General features: G+C 56.5%; 11 protein-coding genes and 1 pseudogene. 7 read left to right on the forward strand and 5 right to left on the reverse strand.

The features are described from left to right. Window positions 1–54 precede the first annotated feature (54 nt). Window positions 55–7,137: a CARDB domain-containing protein gene (locus C451_RS04730; RefSeq protein ID WP_007738281.1), complete on the reverse strand. Its 7,083-nt coding sequence runs from the start codon at window positions 7,135–7,137 to the stop codon at window positions 55–57. Window positions 7,138–7,619: 482 nt separating this feature from the next. Then, window positions 7,620–9,512 carry a histidine kinase N-terminal 7TM domain-containing protein gene (locus C451_RS04735; RefSeq protein ID WP_080503494.1) on the reverse strand — a complete coding sequence of 631 codons (1,893 nt, stop codon included), beginning with the start codon at window positions 9,510–9,512 and terminating at the stop codon, window positions 7,620–7,622. Between the two features lie 931 nt (window positions 9,513–10,443). Between C451_RS04735 and C451_RS04740 the strand changes: the two genes are divergently transcribed. Beyond that, window positions 10,444–10,752, forward strand: coding sequence for a hypothetical protein (locus C451_RS04740; protein WP_241431188.1), 309 nt, complete (start codon window positions 10,444–10,446; stop codon window positions 10,750–10,752). 116 nt (window positions 10,753–10,868) lie between these two features. Here C451_RS04740 and C451_RS04745 read toward each other — a convergent pair whose 3' ends face one another. Next, window positions 10,869–11,174, reverse strand: a complete 306-nt coding sequence (locus tag C451_RS04745) for a hypothetical protein (protein ID WP_007738292.1) — start codon at window positions 11,172–11,174, stop codon at window positions 10,869–10,871. 160 nt (window positions 11,175–11,334) lie between these two features. Here C451_RS04745 and C451_RS04750 point away from each other — a divergent pair, with 160 nt between their 5' ends. Continuing rightward, on the forward strand, window positions 11,335–11,616 hold the full coding sequence (locus C451_RS04750; RefSeq protein ID WP_007738294.1) for a helix-turn-helix transcriptional regulator: 282 nt from the start codon (window positions 11,335–11,337) through the stop codon (window positions 11,614–11,616). A gap of 79 nt (window positions 11,617–11,695) precedes the next feature. Here C451_RS04750 and C451_RS22530 read toward each other — a convergent pair whose 3' ends face one another. Further along, entirely contained in the window at window positions 11,696–11,848 is a 153-nt protein-coding gene (locus C451_RS22530) for a hypothetical protein (RefSeq protein WP_161605839.1), read from the reverse strand. A gap of 244 nt (window positions 11,849–12,092) precedes the next feature. Between C451_RS22530 and C451_RS04755 the strand changes: the two genes are divergently transcribed. Together C451_RS04755 and C451_RS24565 are read left to right on the forward strand one after the other, a co-directional pair. Beyond that, window positions 12,093–13,019, forward strand: a complete 927-nt coding sequence (locus C451_RS04755) for a hypothetical protein (RefSeq protein ID WP_007738297.1) — start codon at window positions 12,093–12,095, stop codon at window positions 13,017–13,019. Beyond that, window positions 13,020–13,349 (forward strand): annotated as a pseudogene (locus C451_RS24565) (RPA family protein); the annotation flags it as partial. Between the two features lie 1,572 nt (window positions 13,350–14,921). Here C451_RS24565 and C451_RS04770 read toward each other — a convergent pair. Beyond that, window positions 14,922–15,140, reverse strand: coding sequence for a hypothetical protein (locus C451_RS04770; RefSeq protein ID WP_007738301.1), 219 nt, complete (start codon window positions 15,138–15,140; stop codon window positions 14,922–14,924). Window positions 15,141–15,313: 173 nt separating this feature from the next. On the opposite strand from C451_RS04770, the gene C451_RS22535 reads away from it, so the two are divergent. The 3 genes from C451_RS22535 to C451_RS04780 all read left to right on the forward strand — a co-directional run bounded on the left by C451_RS22535 (window position 15,314) and on the right by C451_RS04780 (window position 16,878). Then, entirely contained in the window at window positions 15,314–15,484 is a 171-nt protein-coding gene (locus C451_RS22535; protein WP_161605840.1) for a hypothetical protein, read from the forward strand. A 114-nt stretch (window positions 15,485–15,598) separates the two neighbouring features. Beyond that, entirely contained in the window at window positions 15,599–16,474 is an 876-nt protein-coding gene (locus tag C451_RS04775) for a ParA family protein (RefSeq protein WP_007738303.1), read from the forward strand. Then, window positions 16,471–16,878, forward strand: coding sequence for a hypothetical protein (locus C451_RS04780; RefSeq protein WP_007738305.1), 408 nt, complete (start codon window positions 16,471–16,473; stop codon window positions 16,876–16,878). Before C451_RS04775 ends, C451_RS04780 begins: the two co-directional genes overlap by 4 nt. Window positions 16,879–16,881: the final 3 nt, after the last annotated feature.

Here is a 16,881-nt window from a genome sequence, read left to right on the forward strand (position 1 = left end):
ATTGTGTAATTGCCGAAAGAGCGTCTCGGCGAATGAGGGTTCCAGGCCGGCTGCTTATGAAGCAGCCGTCGTGTTTTCAGTTCCGCTAGGCGTCTCGTTGGCCGTGGGTGATGTCTCGTCTGTCATATTCGACGAGGCTTCGACCGTCGTGTTTACCATCGGCATCGTTGATTCAGCTGACGCTTCAGTCGGCGTTTCAGCGGCTTCTGCGGCTGTTTCGGTCTTCGTCACCGTTGGCGTTTCGGTTGTTGTGTCCACTGTTTCAGTGGGATCGTCAGCCGCTGTCTCGGTCTCAGTCTCGGTTTCGGTGGTCGCAGTCTTCGTACTCGTTTCTGTGGTCGGGGTTTCCGTCGCAGTCGTTGTCTTCGACGTGTTTTCACTCGACGACTCAGTCATCTCGGGCGGTACCGTCGTCTCGTTTGTTGTGTCTTGCCTCGCAGTGTTCGATGTTGACGATGAGTCATCGACTGACGCTGCATTGATTGACGTCGAGGTACTCCCGGGTGTGATAGTGATCGTTCCTGTTTGCGTTTCGCTCCCAACAGTCACCGTGTAGTCGAGCTCTGACCCTGCTTGGAACGGACTCGTATCGACCGTGAACGAGAGGGTTCTGGACTCTCCTGCGTCGAGTGTGACGCTCGTGTCACGGTTAATTCCTTCTTCGACTTGGTTGACCACGATGTCCTGGAATCCACTAACGAAGTTGTTGAGGTCACCCGAATCAGTGAATAGGTTGACCCAGTGTCCATTTCGAACTTCTTCGGACAGAGTCTCCATGCCGAGGTCGGGTTGATCGACTCCGCTTTTCCCGGGCGAGACAGCGATGAAGGACGCTCCTGCGTCATCGATCTGGTTCGTTATCTCTGTCTTGGTGGGATCGCCACTATGGCGGTCTGTATCCTCGTCGGTCACATCGATGAGGAACGTGTTGGCGTTCGCACGCGAGTCCAAGTTGAGAGCCTGCTGGATCGCCGCGTAGTTGCGTTCCTGGCTGCCACTGGATCTGAGGCCGTTGAGTGCGTTAATCGCGTCTTGGCTATTACTCGTGTACTTCTGATCGGTGTTCACGTACCCATACCCGCCGTAGCTGACGACCGCGTAGCGGGCATCGATGTTCTGAGCGCTGAGATCATCGGCAAAGCCATTGAGCTGGTTCGCAATCTGGTCGATATACGGCTCTGTGCTTGCTGAGGTATCGACCAAGAACACGATATCGACTGCGCGGGTACTGTTCCCGGAAGCATTGAGCGTCGCGGTTGCTCCACAGTCATTTGCCAGTCCAGTGTTGGTGATGTCGGCCGTGATCTTCGCCTGTTGACCCTGGGCGACGCTGTCCGGTGCCGAGGCATTACTCATCTGCACACTACACTGTGGAGTAGTCGACTGAGTCGTCACGCTGTCTTGATCGTCCTCTTTGCCATCGTCATTCCCCGGAGTCGAGTCGGGATCAAACGTGCTACTCGACGTGACCTGCGCAGTATTGGTCTGGCTTCCTGCGCTGTCGACCGTGGCGTTGATCGTGAGCGTCTTTGTTCCACCCTCTTCAACGTCTCCAACCGACCAGACGCCAGTTCCATCGTCGTAGCTGCCCTGACTCGCATCCGCCCCCACGAACGTAACGCCATTCGGAAGCGTGTCGCCGACCGCCACGTTCGAGGTGGCGTTCGGGCCGTCGTTCGTGAGTTCGAGCGTGTAGGCGATACCCGCTCCAGTCTGGGGTGCGCTTTCATTGACCGTCTTGTTGAGCGAAAGGTCCGCAGCTGTCGGCGTCGGAGTGACTGAATCGTTGTTGTTCGGGTCGTTCGGGTCGGGCTGATCGCCGGTCACCTCGACCGCGTTGGTCGTGTCCGTAGCGTTGTCGATCGTTGCAGTCAGCGTGAGTGTGGCTGTTTCACCACTGTCGAGCGTTCCAACGTCGTAGACGTTGGTTCCTTCGTCGTAGCTGCCCTGTGAAACCGTTGCGCTCTGGAACGAGAGGCCATCACCAAGCGACTCGTCGACCGAGACGTTCGTCGCGGTGGTCGGCCCGTTGTTAGTCACGTCGACGGTGAACGTCACGTCGTCGCCGACCGTTGGCTCACTGTCGTCGACTGTTTTCGTCACCGCAAGGTCAGCCGCCTGCCCGCTGACCGTCGTGTTGGCCTGATCGTCTTCGTTCGAGACGTTGTTACCCGGAGTGGAGTCGGGATCGAACTGATCGCTGGCGGTTACCTCTGCCGTATTCATGACGTCTTCCGTATTTTCGACGGTTGTGGTGAGTGTGAGCGTCGTCTGCTCACCGGTTGCAAGTTCGTTCACCGTCCAGACACCGGAATCGTAACTTCCCGTGTTCGGATCTGCACTCACGAGACTGAGACCATCAGGGAGCGCATCCGTGACTTCCACGCCCGTCGCCGTGTTTGGTCCGTCGTTCGAGAGCGTGAGCGTGTACTCAACGTTACTCCCGAGCGCTGGTGCAGACTCGTTAACGGACTTGGTGAGGTTCAGATCAGCCACCTGGGGCGAGGGGTCCACGGTCTCGTTGTTATTGGGATCGTTCGGGTCGAACGGATCACCGGTTACGTTCACCGCGTTCGTCGTGTTGTCTGCACTCTCGATCGTTGCCGTCAGCGTCAGGGTTGCGGTCTCATCGTTTTCAAGCGTGCCGACGTTGTAGACACCAGCAGCTGCATCGTACTCACCTTTCGTGGTGTCGGCTTCGACGAAGCTCAGACCCTCACCGAGGGCTTCGTTGACAGAGACATTCGTCGCGGTGTCCGGTCCTTCGTTGGTCACGTCGACCGTAAACGTGACGTCGTCACCAACGGTCGCGTTGGAGTCGTCAACCGTTTTGTTGATACTCAGGTCCGAGACTGTTGGCGAAGGATCCACGGTGTCGTTGTTGTTCGGCTCGTTCGGGTCAGGCGTCTCACTCGTGACTTCGACTGCGTTCGTGGTGTTGTTCGGGCTCTCGATCGTTGCTGTGAGCGTCAGTGTGGCGGTGTCGCCGTTTGCAAGCGAACCCACGCTGTAGACGCCCGTGTCCGCGTTGTATTCGCCCTGAGTCGCTGAAGCGTCCACGAAGCTGAGGCCGCTATCGAGCGTCTCGTAGGCACTCACGTTCGTTGCAGTGTCGGGACCGTTGTTCGTTACGTCGATCGTGAATGTCACGTCATCACCGACGGTCGCGTTCACGTCTTCAACGGTCTTGTTCACCGCAAGATCGGCCGACTGGCCATTGACGGTCGCGTTGTCTTGATCGTCTTCGCTTGGTTCGTTGTTGTCGGGTGTGGAGTTAGGGTCGAACTGATCGCTGGAGTTGACCTCTGCCGTGTTGACCACGTTGTCGGTGGTGTTGACCGTCGCGACGATACTGAGCGTGGCTTCATCGTCGCCGGCCACTTCACTAACTGTCCAGAGACCGCTTGCCGAGTCGTAACTACCTTGGCTCGCGTCCGAACTCACGAACTCCAGTCCGTCGGGAAGCGTTTCTGTGACGTTTACGTTAGTGGCATTGTTTGGTCCATCGTTCGAGAGCGTCACTGTGTACTCGACGTTGTTCCCGAGTGCTGGCGCGGATTCGTTGACAGACTTGCTGAGGCTCAGGTTAGCTACTTGGGGCGAGGGGGTCGCCGAATCCTCGTTGTTGGACTCGTCGGGATCGAACGTATCGCTCGTCCCCGTAGCGACGTTCTCTAGAGTAGACGCGTCGGTACTGTCGATCGTCGCCGTCAGCGTGAGCGTTGCCGTCTCACCGTTCTCTAAATCACCGACGTTGTAGGTACCGCTCGACTGGTCGTACTCACCCTGCGTCGCCGAAGCATCTTGGAAGGTGAGCCCGGCCGGGAGCGTGTCGTCGACGACAACGTTTCTGGCTGTGTCCGGGCCAGTGTTCGTCACGTCGACGGAGAACGTCACGTTGTCGCCGACCGTTGCGTCACTATCGTCGACCGATTTCGACACCGCGAGGTCGGCCGACTGGCCGTTGACCGTCGAATTGTCTTGATCGTTCTCACCGGACTCGTTGTTGTTCGGTGTGGAGTTCGGATCGAACGTGTCGCTGGAGTTGACCTCCGCGATGTTCGTCACATCGGTCGTGCTCTGGATTGTTGCCGTGATGGTGAGCGTGGATCGTTCGCCGCTCGCAAGCTCACCCACAGTCCAGAGACCACTGTCGGTATCGTAGCTGCCTTGGCTTGCGGTCGTACTGATGCCAGAAAGGCCGTCCGGAAGTGAGTCCGTAACGGTCACGTTCGAGGTCGCGTTCGGGCCGTCGTTCGCGAGCGTGAGTGTGTATTCGACGGTATCGCCGACGTTCGGCGAGGTTTCGTTCACGCTTTTCGTCAACGAGAGATCCGCAACCGACGGCGAGGGGTCCACCGAATCGTTGTTCGGTGGGTTCGGGTCCGGTGTGTCACTTGTGACTTCAGCCGCGTTCGCCGTGTCGTCGGCGCTTTCAATCGTTGCAGTCAGCGTGAGTGTGGCTGTTTCACCACTGCCGAGCGTTCCAACGTCGTAGGTGTTGGTCTCGTTGTCGTAGCTACCCTGCGAAACCGTTGCGCTCTGGAATTCAAGACCAGTCCCGTGCTTCTCATCGACCGCAACGTTCGTGGCCGCGTCGGGACCGTTGTTGGTCACCTCGACGGTGAAGTCAACAGTATCCCCAACGGTGACATTGGTCTCGTTGACGGTTTTCGACACTGTGAGATCGGCCGACTGGCCGTTGATCGTGGTGCTCCCCCGGTCGTCTTCGTCGGGGTTGTCGTTACTGGGTGTGGAGTCGGGATCGAACGTATCGCTGGAGTTGACCTCCGCGACGTTCGTTACGTCGTCCGTACTCTCAACCGTCGCGACAACGGAGAGCGTGGCCTCGCTGTCATTGGCGATACTATTGACGGTCCAGAGGCCCGTTCCATTGTTGTACTCGCCCTGGCTCGCATCCGAACTCACGAAGCTCATACCGTCCGGCAGTGCGTCCGTGACGGTCACATTCGAGGTAGCGTTTGGCCCGTCGTTCGAAAGCGTGAGCGTGTACTCGACGTTAGCACCGACGTCCGGTGTGGATTTGTTGACGTTCTTCGTCAGCGAGAGATCCGCAACAGCCGGCGTCGGGTTCGCCGAGTCGTTATTGTTCGGGTCGGTCGGATCGGGCTGATCGCCCGTCACCTCGACCGCGTTCGTGGTGTTGTCCGTGCTATTGATCCGTGCAGTAAGCGCCAGAGTCGCCGTCTCGTTGCTATCGAGTGTCCCAACAGCGTAGACGCCGGTATTTGCATCGTAGCCGCCCTGCGTTACCGACGCGTTCTGGAACTCGAATCCGTTACCAAGCGACTCGTTGACCGAGACGTTCGTTGCCGCATCGGGTCCGTTGTTCGTCACCTCGACGGTGAATTCGACAGTATCACCGACGGTGACGTTGCTATCATTGACCGTTTTCGTGACCGAAAGATCCGACGACTGGCCATCGATCGTGGTGCTCCCTCGGTCATCCTCATCAGGATCGTCGTTGTTCGGCGTCGAGTCAGGATCGAACGTATCGCTGGAGTTGACCTCCGCGATGTTCGTTACGTCGTCCGAGCTCTCGACCGTTGCGACGATGGTAAGCGTGGCTTCCCCGCTGTCGGAGAGGCTATCAACAGTCCAGAGGCCCGTTCCATTGTTGTACTCGCCCTGACTTGCGTCCGAGTTTACGTAGCTGAGGCCATCCGGGAGCGTGTCTGTAACGCTCACGTTCAAGGTCGCGTTCGGGCCGTCGTTCGAGAGAATGAGCGTGTACTTGACATTGTCACCGACGTTCGGTGCGGATTCGTTGACGTTTTTCGTCAGCGAGAGATCCCCAACCGATGGTGTCGGGTGCGCCGAATCGTTGTTGTTCGGCGGGTTCGGGTCAGGCTGGTCACTCGTTACCTTGACCGCGTTAGTCGTATTGTCGCTGTTCTTGATCGTTGCAGTGATCTCCAGGGTGGCTGTCTCGCCGTTTGCGAGCGTGTCAACGTTGTACACGCCGGTCACAGGATCATAGATACCCTGTGAAACCTCGCCGCTCTGGTATTCGAGACCACTGCCGAGCATCTCGTCGACGGAGACGTTGCTCGCTGCATCCGGCCCGTTGTTTGTCACGTCGATGGTGAACGTCACGTTCTCGCCGACGGTCGCGTTCGCGTCATCGACCGTCTTCCTCACACCGAGATCTGCTGATGTTGTCTCAGTCGGCGGTGTCGTCGTTGTCGTTGGTGGTGCGTCGGTCGTTCCTGGATTCGTCGTCTCTGCCGTAATCGTCCCAGAAGTGGTCTCTGCCGTAGTGGTGTCAGAGGTTGCTGTTTCGGGCGTTCCGGGAGCGGCTTCGGTCGTTTCAGGAGTGGTGTCAGAGGTCGCTGTCTCGGACGTTCCAGCCGGGGTGGATGACTGGGGTGTGCCGGGTGATTCTGGGATATCCGTCTCAGTGGATGAGTCAGGCTGGTCCGGTGCAGTGTCGGTCTCACACGGGACGACCTTCGAGTCCGGGAGATCGACACTCAGCGTGTACGATCCACCGGGTTCGAACGTCTGCGTGTCCGCGTCGACGAACTCCTGTTGGTGCTCGGTCGCGCGCGTCCAGATTCGCTGCGGTTTCGTGTAACTCGCCAGTGTGAGCTTGACTGGAGCACTGTCCTCGCTGATCGAGAACGATACCTTTGCGGTTCCGTCCTCGACGTGGATCGACTTGCTGTCGACAGCGTTGCGGAGGCTCTCATTCGTCGTGAACTCACCGTTCGACGAACGCCGAATGTCGCTTTTCTCCGAGTTACTATGTGCGAAGCGGATGAGCTCGTCTGGCGTATACGTTCCCTTGGGACCCTGTAATTCTTCGATCGGCTCACCAGCGACGAAGTCAATCTGGTAGTATGTCGGCTCCACGCCACACTGAGCTTGCGGAGACGCAGTCTCAGAGTCAGTCGAGGAGTCAGAATCAGCATTTGCCTGTGGGTGGTCGAGATGCTGCTCGATCCAGTTGGCGATGTACGTGGCGTTTGATCGACCATCCGTCGCAATCGCGATCGTGTTGGCCTCGACGTTAATATTGCTCACGTTGATCGATTTCTCGTCATACAGTCCGTCGAGAGCATGGCCGAGATCTGCCCGATCCCGCTGGGGATCGGATGCAACGTCGAGATACACTTTACCATCAGATGACTGATTGAGAACAGCAACGTCATCGCCCGTCGAATTCGAATTGGATTGGCTGTTCGATCCGATATCACTGCCATCCAAATACAGCAGTACGCCTGCTCCAGTGCTAACAACTACTACTCCTACAATCAAAACAACCGCGAGACGCTGGACCTTCATTACAGGCAGTCCCTCACATCAATATCACAGAAAGTCTGAGTCCTATTGGCGCTATAATAATCTGTCAATAGCTTACCGTTACTGCTTCGATTACTCTCCACTCTCTTCGACAGCCGATTGCTGACACCGCGACTCATTAGAACAATCCATGAAACGTACACCATATCAAACCAATACCAGCATGCAGGGGCATTGAGATAGATTGGGTATATATGATGTCCTGATAATATCCACTGAAGTCGTCGTACAGACGTTGTCTGTAGAATATTCCATCCAACTATCGGCCGTTTCGCTCTACGAGGATGGTCCGATCATCCTTCATCCGTCAGAATCTCGAATCGTGCACCACCGCTTGCCGACTCTGTGAGCGAGAGGGACCAGCCATGTGCTTCGACGATCGCGCGGACGATCCCGAGTCCATATCCCGAACCCGAGCTAGTACTCACACCGAATTCAAGAACATCATCACGGCGTTCGTTTGGAATTCCTTGGCCATCGTCTTCGATAAAAAAGCCCCGCGTCGTATTTCCAGCAGAATCATCCGTATTAATGCTCCCGACAGTGACAGTTGAGACGATTGTTTCTCGTTGTCCACCGTTAGCGATAGGGCGAGAATCCTCCTCCGCTCCGGGCTTGTCTCGTCCCTTTGGGTCGACTTGATCAGTATCGGGGGTGGATTCAGTTGGAGGAGGATCCCTCTGATCGCGAACCAACTGCCCAGAACCGTGTTCGATCGCGTTTTGAAAGAGATTCTCGAAGACGAATTTGAGCCGCCGCGCGTCGGTGTCCAGTGAACAAGTGCCGGTTACTGAGAAAGACACCCCATCGGTCTCAACCATTTCCCATGCTGAGCGGGCGAGTTGTTCCAGATCGTGAGTCGACGTCGACTCGACATCCGTGCTTTCGCGAGCGAGCTTAGGAATCGCTTCGGAAAACTCCCACAATCGCTCATGAACCGCATCTAAATCCGACAGCGACTGGCGGAGCTCTGGATTATCCTCATAATCAGAATCAGCTTCGATCAGATTGAGTAGGCTTTCTGCCGTTGAAAGAGGCGTCTGGAAATCGTGTGCGATCACGTCCGCGAGCCGCTCAAGCTGCTCGTTTTTCAGTTCGAGCTGGCTGGTTTTCTCCGTCAGTTCCGTATTCCGCCTCGCAAGCTTCTCTTGTTGTTGCTTCTGGTGTGTGATGTCGGTGAGCATGAGCACTGTACCTTGTGACCCTCTCATGAGTCGAGGATCGACATCGTATCGATGGCCGACATACTGCTGGCAACTTCCGTCGTGTCGCACTTCACGACCAAACGCGGAGGTGAGATCCGGGTGGAGGTCGCCATTGTCGATCAAATCTGCCGGAAGTACGTCGATGAGATGCTGGTTTTCCACCGCTGTTTTGTTTTCCCTCAACAGTTCACATGCAGCCTGATTGAGTTCGATGATCCTATCGCTTGGATCGCAAACGAAGACTGGCTCGTCGAGCGTCTGAAAGATACGCTCGTGTGCAATCGGGGCGATCCCCTCAATCTCGGTATGGTGAACGACGATACCGAGTGGAATGCTAACTACTGCAAACGTGATCGGTGTGGCAGCACCATTCGGGATCGGACCGATCCCCAGCAGATAGAGCGTCGTGGTAATCATGGGCACCAACACGCAGACAACGATCGTGATCGATTGCCGACGGTACAGCCGCTCGGCGGCGAATGCAGCTGCAATGAGTAGTGCGATACCAGTCGTCAGAAGACAGTATAAATAGCCGACAGTAATGACGTATCCTATTCCGGGCGTCGTCATGAGTGACGGGCCAATTACACCCGGACTAAGCGAGATCGATGAATAGTAGATAGAGTGATACTGGGCGCTGAAAATAAACGGAACGCTGAGAAGCGGAATCACGGAAAGCAGCGCGAGTCGCCGACGAGTAAGCCATTCACGATGCCCTGTGTATCGAAGAGTAAAGACAAACCATGCAAGCGGAGCCATCAAAACGCCAATATAGGATAGCTGAGTGAACAAGAGCATCGATCCGAAGTTTTGTGCGAGCATGCGTCCACCATTCGAAGCAGCCCACACTGCAAGAGATAACGCGAAAACACCAAACATGAACGCCGATTCCTGACGATCATGATATGTCAGTAGTGCTATCCCAACAGCACTGCCGACACCTGCGGCGAAAGTGTACGCAGGAAGAACCCATTGGTCCATATATCTGAGACAGTTTTTATTGTGCTAACACAAATTAGTTGTCATAGTGATTGGTCGGTTTCGAATGGCCGTTCTACCAATCTCATACAAACAAACATCGATAGTATACGATCCAAGAAGCAATGAATTCACAGATTCGTTGCCCTCCATCCTCTCTTCGTACCGACGCTCGGAAATTGACGTGTAAGTTCGTGCTTTGAGAGCTCAATACACAGAATAAAATCTAATGTATGGGCCGCTTCTCGCTCTGATCGATAGTAGTCACGTGATTTGAAATGGCGAACGCAATTCTCAAGAAAGTTTTACGCGCAAATCGTCCCAACAGTCATGACACAACTGTTTCTCGGTAGAGAATCGTCTGACGTTGGTTTCGTCTTCCATGAATTGTGTCGAGCGTGTTGTATCCTCAACCTCAAGCACGACCTGATACCGAGGACGCTCAGTCGAAACAGGCGCATCACAGATCGGACACGAGTCCATATGAATACACGAAGTGCGTCCAATATCAATCCTACACCAGCATAGGGGCGTGTAGTTGAACTATATAATATAAAAATATTAATACAATGGGAGATTATGTATAGACTAGAATAGCCTACCTGTAACTACCGCCCATCATTTCCTCTGCTTCTGGTTCTTGATTGCACCCATTTAGCTATATGAAAATGAGGAGCCGGCCCAGGCTGCAATAACCCGTATGCTTCATTGAGGGGTTCCTGCCATGGACGTCGATAATTCGAACAGTCGCAGCGCGAGAGTGCGTCTCCGATTGCTGTATCACATATCGATAGAATATATGACAATAGCCAGTACACAACCTGTTGACGGTCAGAGTGACCCGCATCCACGAACCAACATGTCGTCGGGTGTGGCCCTAGCCCGCCGAGGTGAGAACGGGAATATTATGTGTCTCTCTTGTGACCAGTGACACATGCCGCTTGATGAGACGGACTGGGAGCAGTTAGGACCAAGCAAGTCACAGATAGCGATCATGCGTGATTTCCTCGAAGACAACGCACCGCAGGCGTACACGCTAGAAGAAATCGCCGACGAGACCGAAGTCGTCATGGTCTCAAGCAGCGGAGGACAGATCCCTATAAGCAGTCCCGAGCAGGGTCTCGCACAGGCAATCGGGCGAGTCTACCTCGAACTGTTGGCCGAGCCGCTAGTCGAAGATGCCAACATCGAACGCCGCGCTGACAGTAGCGGTGTCGAGTACTATCGCTACAGCGTCGAGTAAGACGGTTGCGTTGGCCATCCCGCGCAGACGATCGTTTCGGGACGCTGCTGGACACTGCGTGAGAAGACGTTCTCTGTGCCAATATCGCGTATATCTGATTGCCCTGCTGACCCGGGCTACTGGCTCACCTCGCCTGTCGTGTCGAGTTTCATCTCAGCGAGTTTGGTGCTCACCGCGTCGATCCGTCCGTCGAGTTCGTCAACAAATTCACTCGTCTGGTCGGTCGTGGTCGCCCCTTGGCTGGACGGCTCGATCAGGTTCTCCTCTTCAAGCACACGCAATGAGTAACGGATTTTGTGATGGGGGTACCCAGTTTCGTTCGACATTTTCACGATGCCGATCGGTTCGTTCTCGATCACCATCCTCAGCACCTGCAGATGCCGTTCCAGCATATCGACCTCTTTCTCCAATCGATCTATCATGGTGTCTGTTATCTCATCTCGCATAAAGTAAATCTTGTTATCGAAGAACGAGGCGAAGAAGAGCATCACCAGTAGAATCGATGGATATGTGCTCTATTCCCGAGGAATAGTCGGTTCGAAGACCGGTATGTTTTCCTGTAGGAATAACCAATGTCAGGACATGTACGACCTGACCGGATTCCAGCGCGACATACTGTACGCGATTGCAGGACAGGACGAGCCGAAAGGGCTCGCAATCAAGGATGAACTCGAAGGCTACTACGAAAGCGAGATCCACCACGGCCGACTCTACCCGAATCTCGACGAACTGGTTGAGAAAGGACTCGTCGAGAAGGGCGAGCGCGATAAGCGGACCAACTACTACAATCTCACCCAGCGTGGCCGTCGTGAGATCGATGCGCGCCGTGAGTGGGAAGACCAGTACGTCGCTGCCGAGGCTTAGGCCGGCTGTCTGACACTGTTTTAGGGAGATGAATCACTGCCCGCCGTCTGCCGGTGGTTTGGTCGCGTCAATCGAGTGGTTATTGTCGGCGATCCTCACACCTGCACTCTTTGCAGAGAATCCGCCTGTCAGAGAGAGTGCCGACGCGCAGTATGTCGGGCTTGTCCTCGCCGCAGTTCTCGCACGCGCCCCAGCCACTACCGAGGTCGAGAGCGTCGTCCGCATCGGTCATGGTTGGTGATTGAGCGTATCGTCATTCTTGGTGGAGTCGCTTTCGGTGGTTTCTGGACCGCCAGTGCTGAATCACTCCAACATGATTCGTGACATCCTCAGTTCAGAGTCACGGTGCAAGTTCCTACTCGCCACCTCAACCAGCGATTTAGTTCCACTTTCACATCCCTTTCCGGGCTTTTTTGCTTGAGAATGGCGAACAGCCAGTGTCTCCCATCGAACACACGCGGAGGCAGGAAAAGACCATGCCAGATGTGCAATCACACGCCGAAGACATTCACGAGCAGTTCGTCGACCAGATGGACATCACTGTCGAGGAGGTCGAAGAGCGCCTCGACACGCTCGTCAACGAGTATCAAGTGCCCATCGATGAAGCGCGCCGCAGCGTCACCAGCAGCTACTACGATGAAGCCGATGCCGATCCGGAATCAGTGGGTGGCGCAAACGAACAGCGCGAGATCAGCAGTATCAACACAGCCGAAGAATGGATCGACATCACTGCGAAGGTCGTCGAACTCTGGGAGCCACGGAGCGATTCCATCGCGCAGGTCGGCCTCGTGGGTGATGAAACCGGTCGGATCAAGTTCACCTCGTGGGCGAAATCCGACCTGCCCACACTCGAAGAAGGGTCGGTATACCAGCTCGGGAACGTCGTCACCGACGAGTATCAGGGACAGTTCTCGGTAAAACTCAACCGGACCACCACCATCGAAGAGCTCGACGAAGAGATCGAGGTCGGCGACAACACCACGGAGGTCGAGGGTGCTCTCGTAGACATCCAGAGCGGGAGTGGGCTAATCAAACGCTGCCCCCACGAGGACTGCACGCGCGTGCTCCAGAACGGCCGCTGTTCCGAGCACGGCGAAGTCGAAGGCGAGTTCGACCTACGGATCAAGGGTGTCCTCGACAACGGTAACGTGGTCCACGAGGTGATTTTCAACGAAGAGATGACCGAGGAACTGACAGGGATCACACTTGCAGAGGCGAAAGAGCGTGCGATGGATGCGCTGGATACGACAGTCGTCGCCGATGATATCAGTGACGACGTTCTCGGGCAGTATTACCGGATCAGCGGGCCTGAACTCGGTCGGTACGTGCTGGCTGACGAGTTCGAACAGCTTGGCGCACGAACGGATTCCGAGGAAGTGCTGATCACAGCGAGGTCGCTGTAGATGAGCACAAACTCAGACGCGAGCGAGTCGACGGGACGGGAGGTCGCCAAGCGACTGTTCGCCCGGGAGTTCAACGACGCATCGTACACGTTCAAAGAGTCCGAGGATGAACTCGCGCCGAACTACACGCTGCTCCCAACGGGTGATCGTGTCAATCGGCTGTTTTTCGCGGGCACGCTGACTGAGACAAACGATGTCGGGTCGGATTCGGAATACTGGCAGGGGCGCGTGGTCGATCCAACGGGGACGTTCTACGTCTACGCGGGCCAGTATCAACCGGAAGCGGCGAGCGCGCTGCGGCAGATCGAGACGCCCACCTATGTGNTTCTACGTCTACGCGGGCCAGTATCAACCGGAAGCGGCGAGCGCGCTGCGGCAGATCGAGACGCCCACCTATGTGGCGGTCGTCGGAAAACCCCGAAGCTACGAAACCGACGACGGCGACACGAACGTCGCCGTGCGGCCGGAGTCGATCACCCAAGTTGATGAACCGACCCGCGACCGCTGGGTGGTCGAGACCGCTGATCAGACCATCGAACGCCTCCAATCGTTCGACGAGGAAATCAACGATTACGCGCAGATGGCACGCGACGAGTACGGTGAGCGGCTCAGCCCGTATCGTGAGGCGGCTATCGAAGCGCTGGAAAGTCTCGATGCCACCGATGCTTCGGCGGCTGCCACCACAAGCGAAGCAGCGTCTGACACTGCGAGTGGCGACTCGGTTACTGGTGATACCGAACAGGCCGACGAAGATGCTCACTCTCCCGGTGAGACTGGTGAGAGTGTCGGGAGCGATGAAAGCGTCGAGAGCGAGGAGACGAGTTCTGATGAACTCTCAGGNAGGACCCGTCCGAGGATACTGGACTCGGCGAATACGAATGAGACAGTGTCGCCGCCTGCTGGCCAGCGCGAGTGTCGTACGGAAGGAGTTGATACGTCCCGTATGACCGGGCCGCGGCGAATTCCGCCGTTCGCCGAAGACGCTCTTGCGGTGCTCCAGGAGACGGTCGGTGATGACGACGAGGGGCTGTTGAACGACGAGGCGACCGCTGTGCTGGTCGCAGACGAGCGGTTTGCGGAAGCCGACGCCGAATACGCGCTCGACGTGTTGCAGAGTCGGGGCTATATCTACTACGTCGACGAGCGGGTTTACATTACCCCAACTGACGACTGACCAGCGGACAACGATAGNGACGAGCGGTTTGCGGAAGCCGACGCCGAATACGCGCTCGACGTGTTGCAGAGTCGGGGCTATATCTACTACGTCGACGAGCGGGTTTACATTACCCCAACTGACGACTGACCAGCGGACAACGATAGCAGATATGACTCTACGTCGCTGCATGATTCGGCTGGATGAGAGATCATCCGCCGACAGAGAATCCCTGTTTCAGTCCTTGAACTGAGGTGATGGACTTACTTGCTGGTAGGCCTGACTCGGGATATGGATATTCCTGAGCTTCCAGCGTCGGTGAGAGTGCAGCTGACCGACGGCGACACGCTCCGTGGACGCTCCTCGAAGAGCAGTCGGATGGGTGGCTGCTCGACGAAGAGAGCGGCCGCTTGATCCACGTGTACTCGGAGGAGGTCGATCAGATCACCCCGCGTGATGAGTCGGAATAGCGTCCCAGCGGTGGGGAAGCAATTGAGATTGTACTTTCATCTCGATTGCAGGGCAAGTCGGCCGCGGCCACTGCTCCGCCGACCGAGGCGCGTATCTGTTCGGACAGAGAGCCGACTATCGTCGCCCTCGTGTGGGAGGCATCGATCCTCGCTTGGGAGGGGTCGGCTCCCTCCTGGCTCCTGCTACCCGATGCGTAGCCGGACACATTGCGTTCCGAATGGAACCCCGTGTCCACCGGTGGTTTCTCTCTGTCGGTAGTCTTGTAAGGGCCAGTTGGCCTAGGGTGTGCGGTCATGCGAGAACACGTTGCCGAGGGGTGACATCTGCACGCGATGTTTGTACGTGTCCGAAAACGTGTGGGTGCGGAATTCAACAATCCAGTCATTGTTTTCCCGTCTTGCGTCCAATATCTCGCCAAGCTCACCGATACATTCGTCGTCAGTATAGTCCCTCGCTATCTCAACCGCTGTGTCCGTGTCCGTTATCTCGTCTCCCATAGTGACAACTTGGGTCTCTACGACAATAGATGTCCAGCGAACTGCTTGATACGACAAAGAGAGCCACTGATAGTCGTCCACACCACCGCTTCCGTTGCTTCCACAGCCCAGCGGATGCATCACTGTTCTGCCCAACCAGAAAGTTGAGTTCGGGTAAGAGCGAACAGAAGGATATGCCAACGGGTGAAACGAGCCTGCTCATGCGCTGCGTCCAGTGTGGCGAGTTGTACCCGGGATCGCCCACTGACGACGGTGAGCTTATCCCGGATGGCGCGGCGAGCGGTGGACGATGTCATCAGTGCGGTGGCGACGCGTTTGAGCAGGTGACGCTTCCATCCGAGTGATTATTAGCACTTGTTTCGAGGGTTCGGTCACACCGAATTTCATGTGTAGACTGCTGAGAAACGGTGTTCATCCCATAGATTTATGCATATGACTTTCCATATATGGATCATCGTATGGATTCCACTATGCGCGCGGCAGCGTTCCTCGATAAAGGGGGAGTCGGAAAGACCACCACCGTCGCCCACGTCGGGGTTGCGCTCGCTGATGAGGGGTATCGGGTATGCTTGCTCGACCTCGCTGGCAAGCAGGGTGATCTCACCAAACACTTCGGCCTCTGGCAGCAGGCCAAAGAGAGCGATGACTGGCCAAACATCACGACCGTCTTCCAAGACGAGTGGGACACGATAGCCGAGCAATTGCCGGATGCGGTGGACCAACTCATTATGCCGACTGGGGAGGGTCCCGACCTGATTCCGGCCCACGAAGGTCTCGATGGTCTCGAAAGCCTGCTTGGGAGTATCGACGATCCGAGTGAGCGCTACGCTCGGCTGGATCACTTTCTGACGGAGTACCTTGACGAGCGCTACGACGTGCTCTTACTCGACCTTCCGGGAAGTACGTCGAACATCGCGTACAACGGATTGTGGGCCGCCCGGCACGTCATCACACCTGTCCGCGCGGGGCCGTTCGAGCAGGAACAGATGGCTCAGTTGGAAGCTGATCTTGACGAGATACGTGCCGGCCAAGAGATCGACATCACTCTCGCGCTGGTGCTCATCAACGAATACGACGAGCGCCAGACGATTGATCGCGAACTATTCGAGCAGTTGAATGACGACTACGGCGGGGTGCTGGCACCGGAACAGATACCGAGTTCGCAGGACATTACGAACGCCCAGCAAGAGGGTCAGACGATTTTCCAGCTAGAACAACCGTCGCAGACCGCACAGCGCGCGCTCGCGGCCTATCGGGAAAACGCGCGTACACTCATCGACCGCGCACCCGCGCTGGCAAAGGCCGAGACCGAACCGGAGGCGGGTCAACTATGAGCGAAGACAGCGGCGACGTTGACCTCGAATCACTCCGCGAACAGACCGAAACCGGGAATCGCCTTCAAGAAGACGCAGCGAACGCGAACACCGAGGACGCCGATGCGTTCAAACAGACACTCATCGCAGCACTCGCGGAACGGCAGGAAGCGGGGAGCCAGCGAACGGTATCGTTCTGGGACGGCGAACTCGCGGGGTTGCTCGATGCACTCGAATCCGATCCCGACCGATTGCGCGCGGTCGGTGTGGAACTGCAAGAGGCGCTCGGACGCGACCCCGACCCCGAGGCGATTGACCGCAGTGAAGTCGTCCAACTTGCCACACGCCTTGGGTTTCAAGAGGCTGACCCTGACCTCGTTGAATCGTGGCGCGAGGCGGTCGGAGACGCTGCCAAACAGTTATAGGGA

The sequence above is a fragment of the Halococcus thailandensis JCM 13552 genome (assembly GCF_000336715.1).
Lineage (GTDB): Archaea > Halobacteriota > Halobacteria > Halobacteriales > Halococcaceae > Halococcus > Halococcus thailandensis.

Bases quoted from the DNA above. Each gene is read 5' to 3' on its own strand.
- C451_RS04735 (WP_080503494.1), bottom strand. From the start codon at position 9,512: ATGGACCAATGGGTTCTTCCTGCGTACACTTTCGCCGCAGGTGTCGGC.
- C451_RS04740 (WP_241431188.1), top strand. From the start codon at position 10,444: ATGCCGCTTGATGAGACGGACTGGGAGCAGTTAGGACCAAGCAAGTCA.
- C451_RS04745 (WP_007738292.1), bottom strand. From the start codon at position 11,174: ATGATAGATCGATTGGAGAAAGAGGTCGATATGCTGGAACGGCATCTG.
- C451_RS04750 (WP_007738294.1), top strand. From the start codon at position 11,335: ATGTACGACCTGACCGGATTCCAGCGCGACATACTGTACGCGATTGCA.
- C451_RS22530 (WP_161605839.1), bottom strand. From the start codon at position 11,848: ATGACCGATGCGGACGACGCTCTCGACCTCGGTAGTGGCTGGGGCGCG.
- C451_RS04755 (WP_007738297.1), top strand. From the start codon at position 12,093: ATGCCAGATGTGCAATCACACGCCGAAGACATTCACGAGCAGTTCGTC.
- C451_RS04770 (WP_007738301.1), bottom strand. From the start codon at position 15,140: ATGGGAGACGAGATAACGGACACGGACACAGCGGTTGAGATAGCGAGG.
- C451_RS22535 (WP_161605840.1), top strand. From the start codon at position 15,314: ATGCCAACGGGTGAAACGAGCCTGCTCATGCGCTGCGTCCAGTGTGGC.
- C451_RS04775 (WP_007738303.1), top strand. From the start codon at position 15,599: ATGGATTCCACTATGCGCGCGGCAGCGTTCCTCGATAAAGGGGGAGTC.
- C451_RS04780 (WP_007738305.1), top strand. From the start codon at position 16,471: ATGAGCGAAGACAGCGGCGACGTTGACCTCGAATCACTCCGCGAACAG.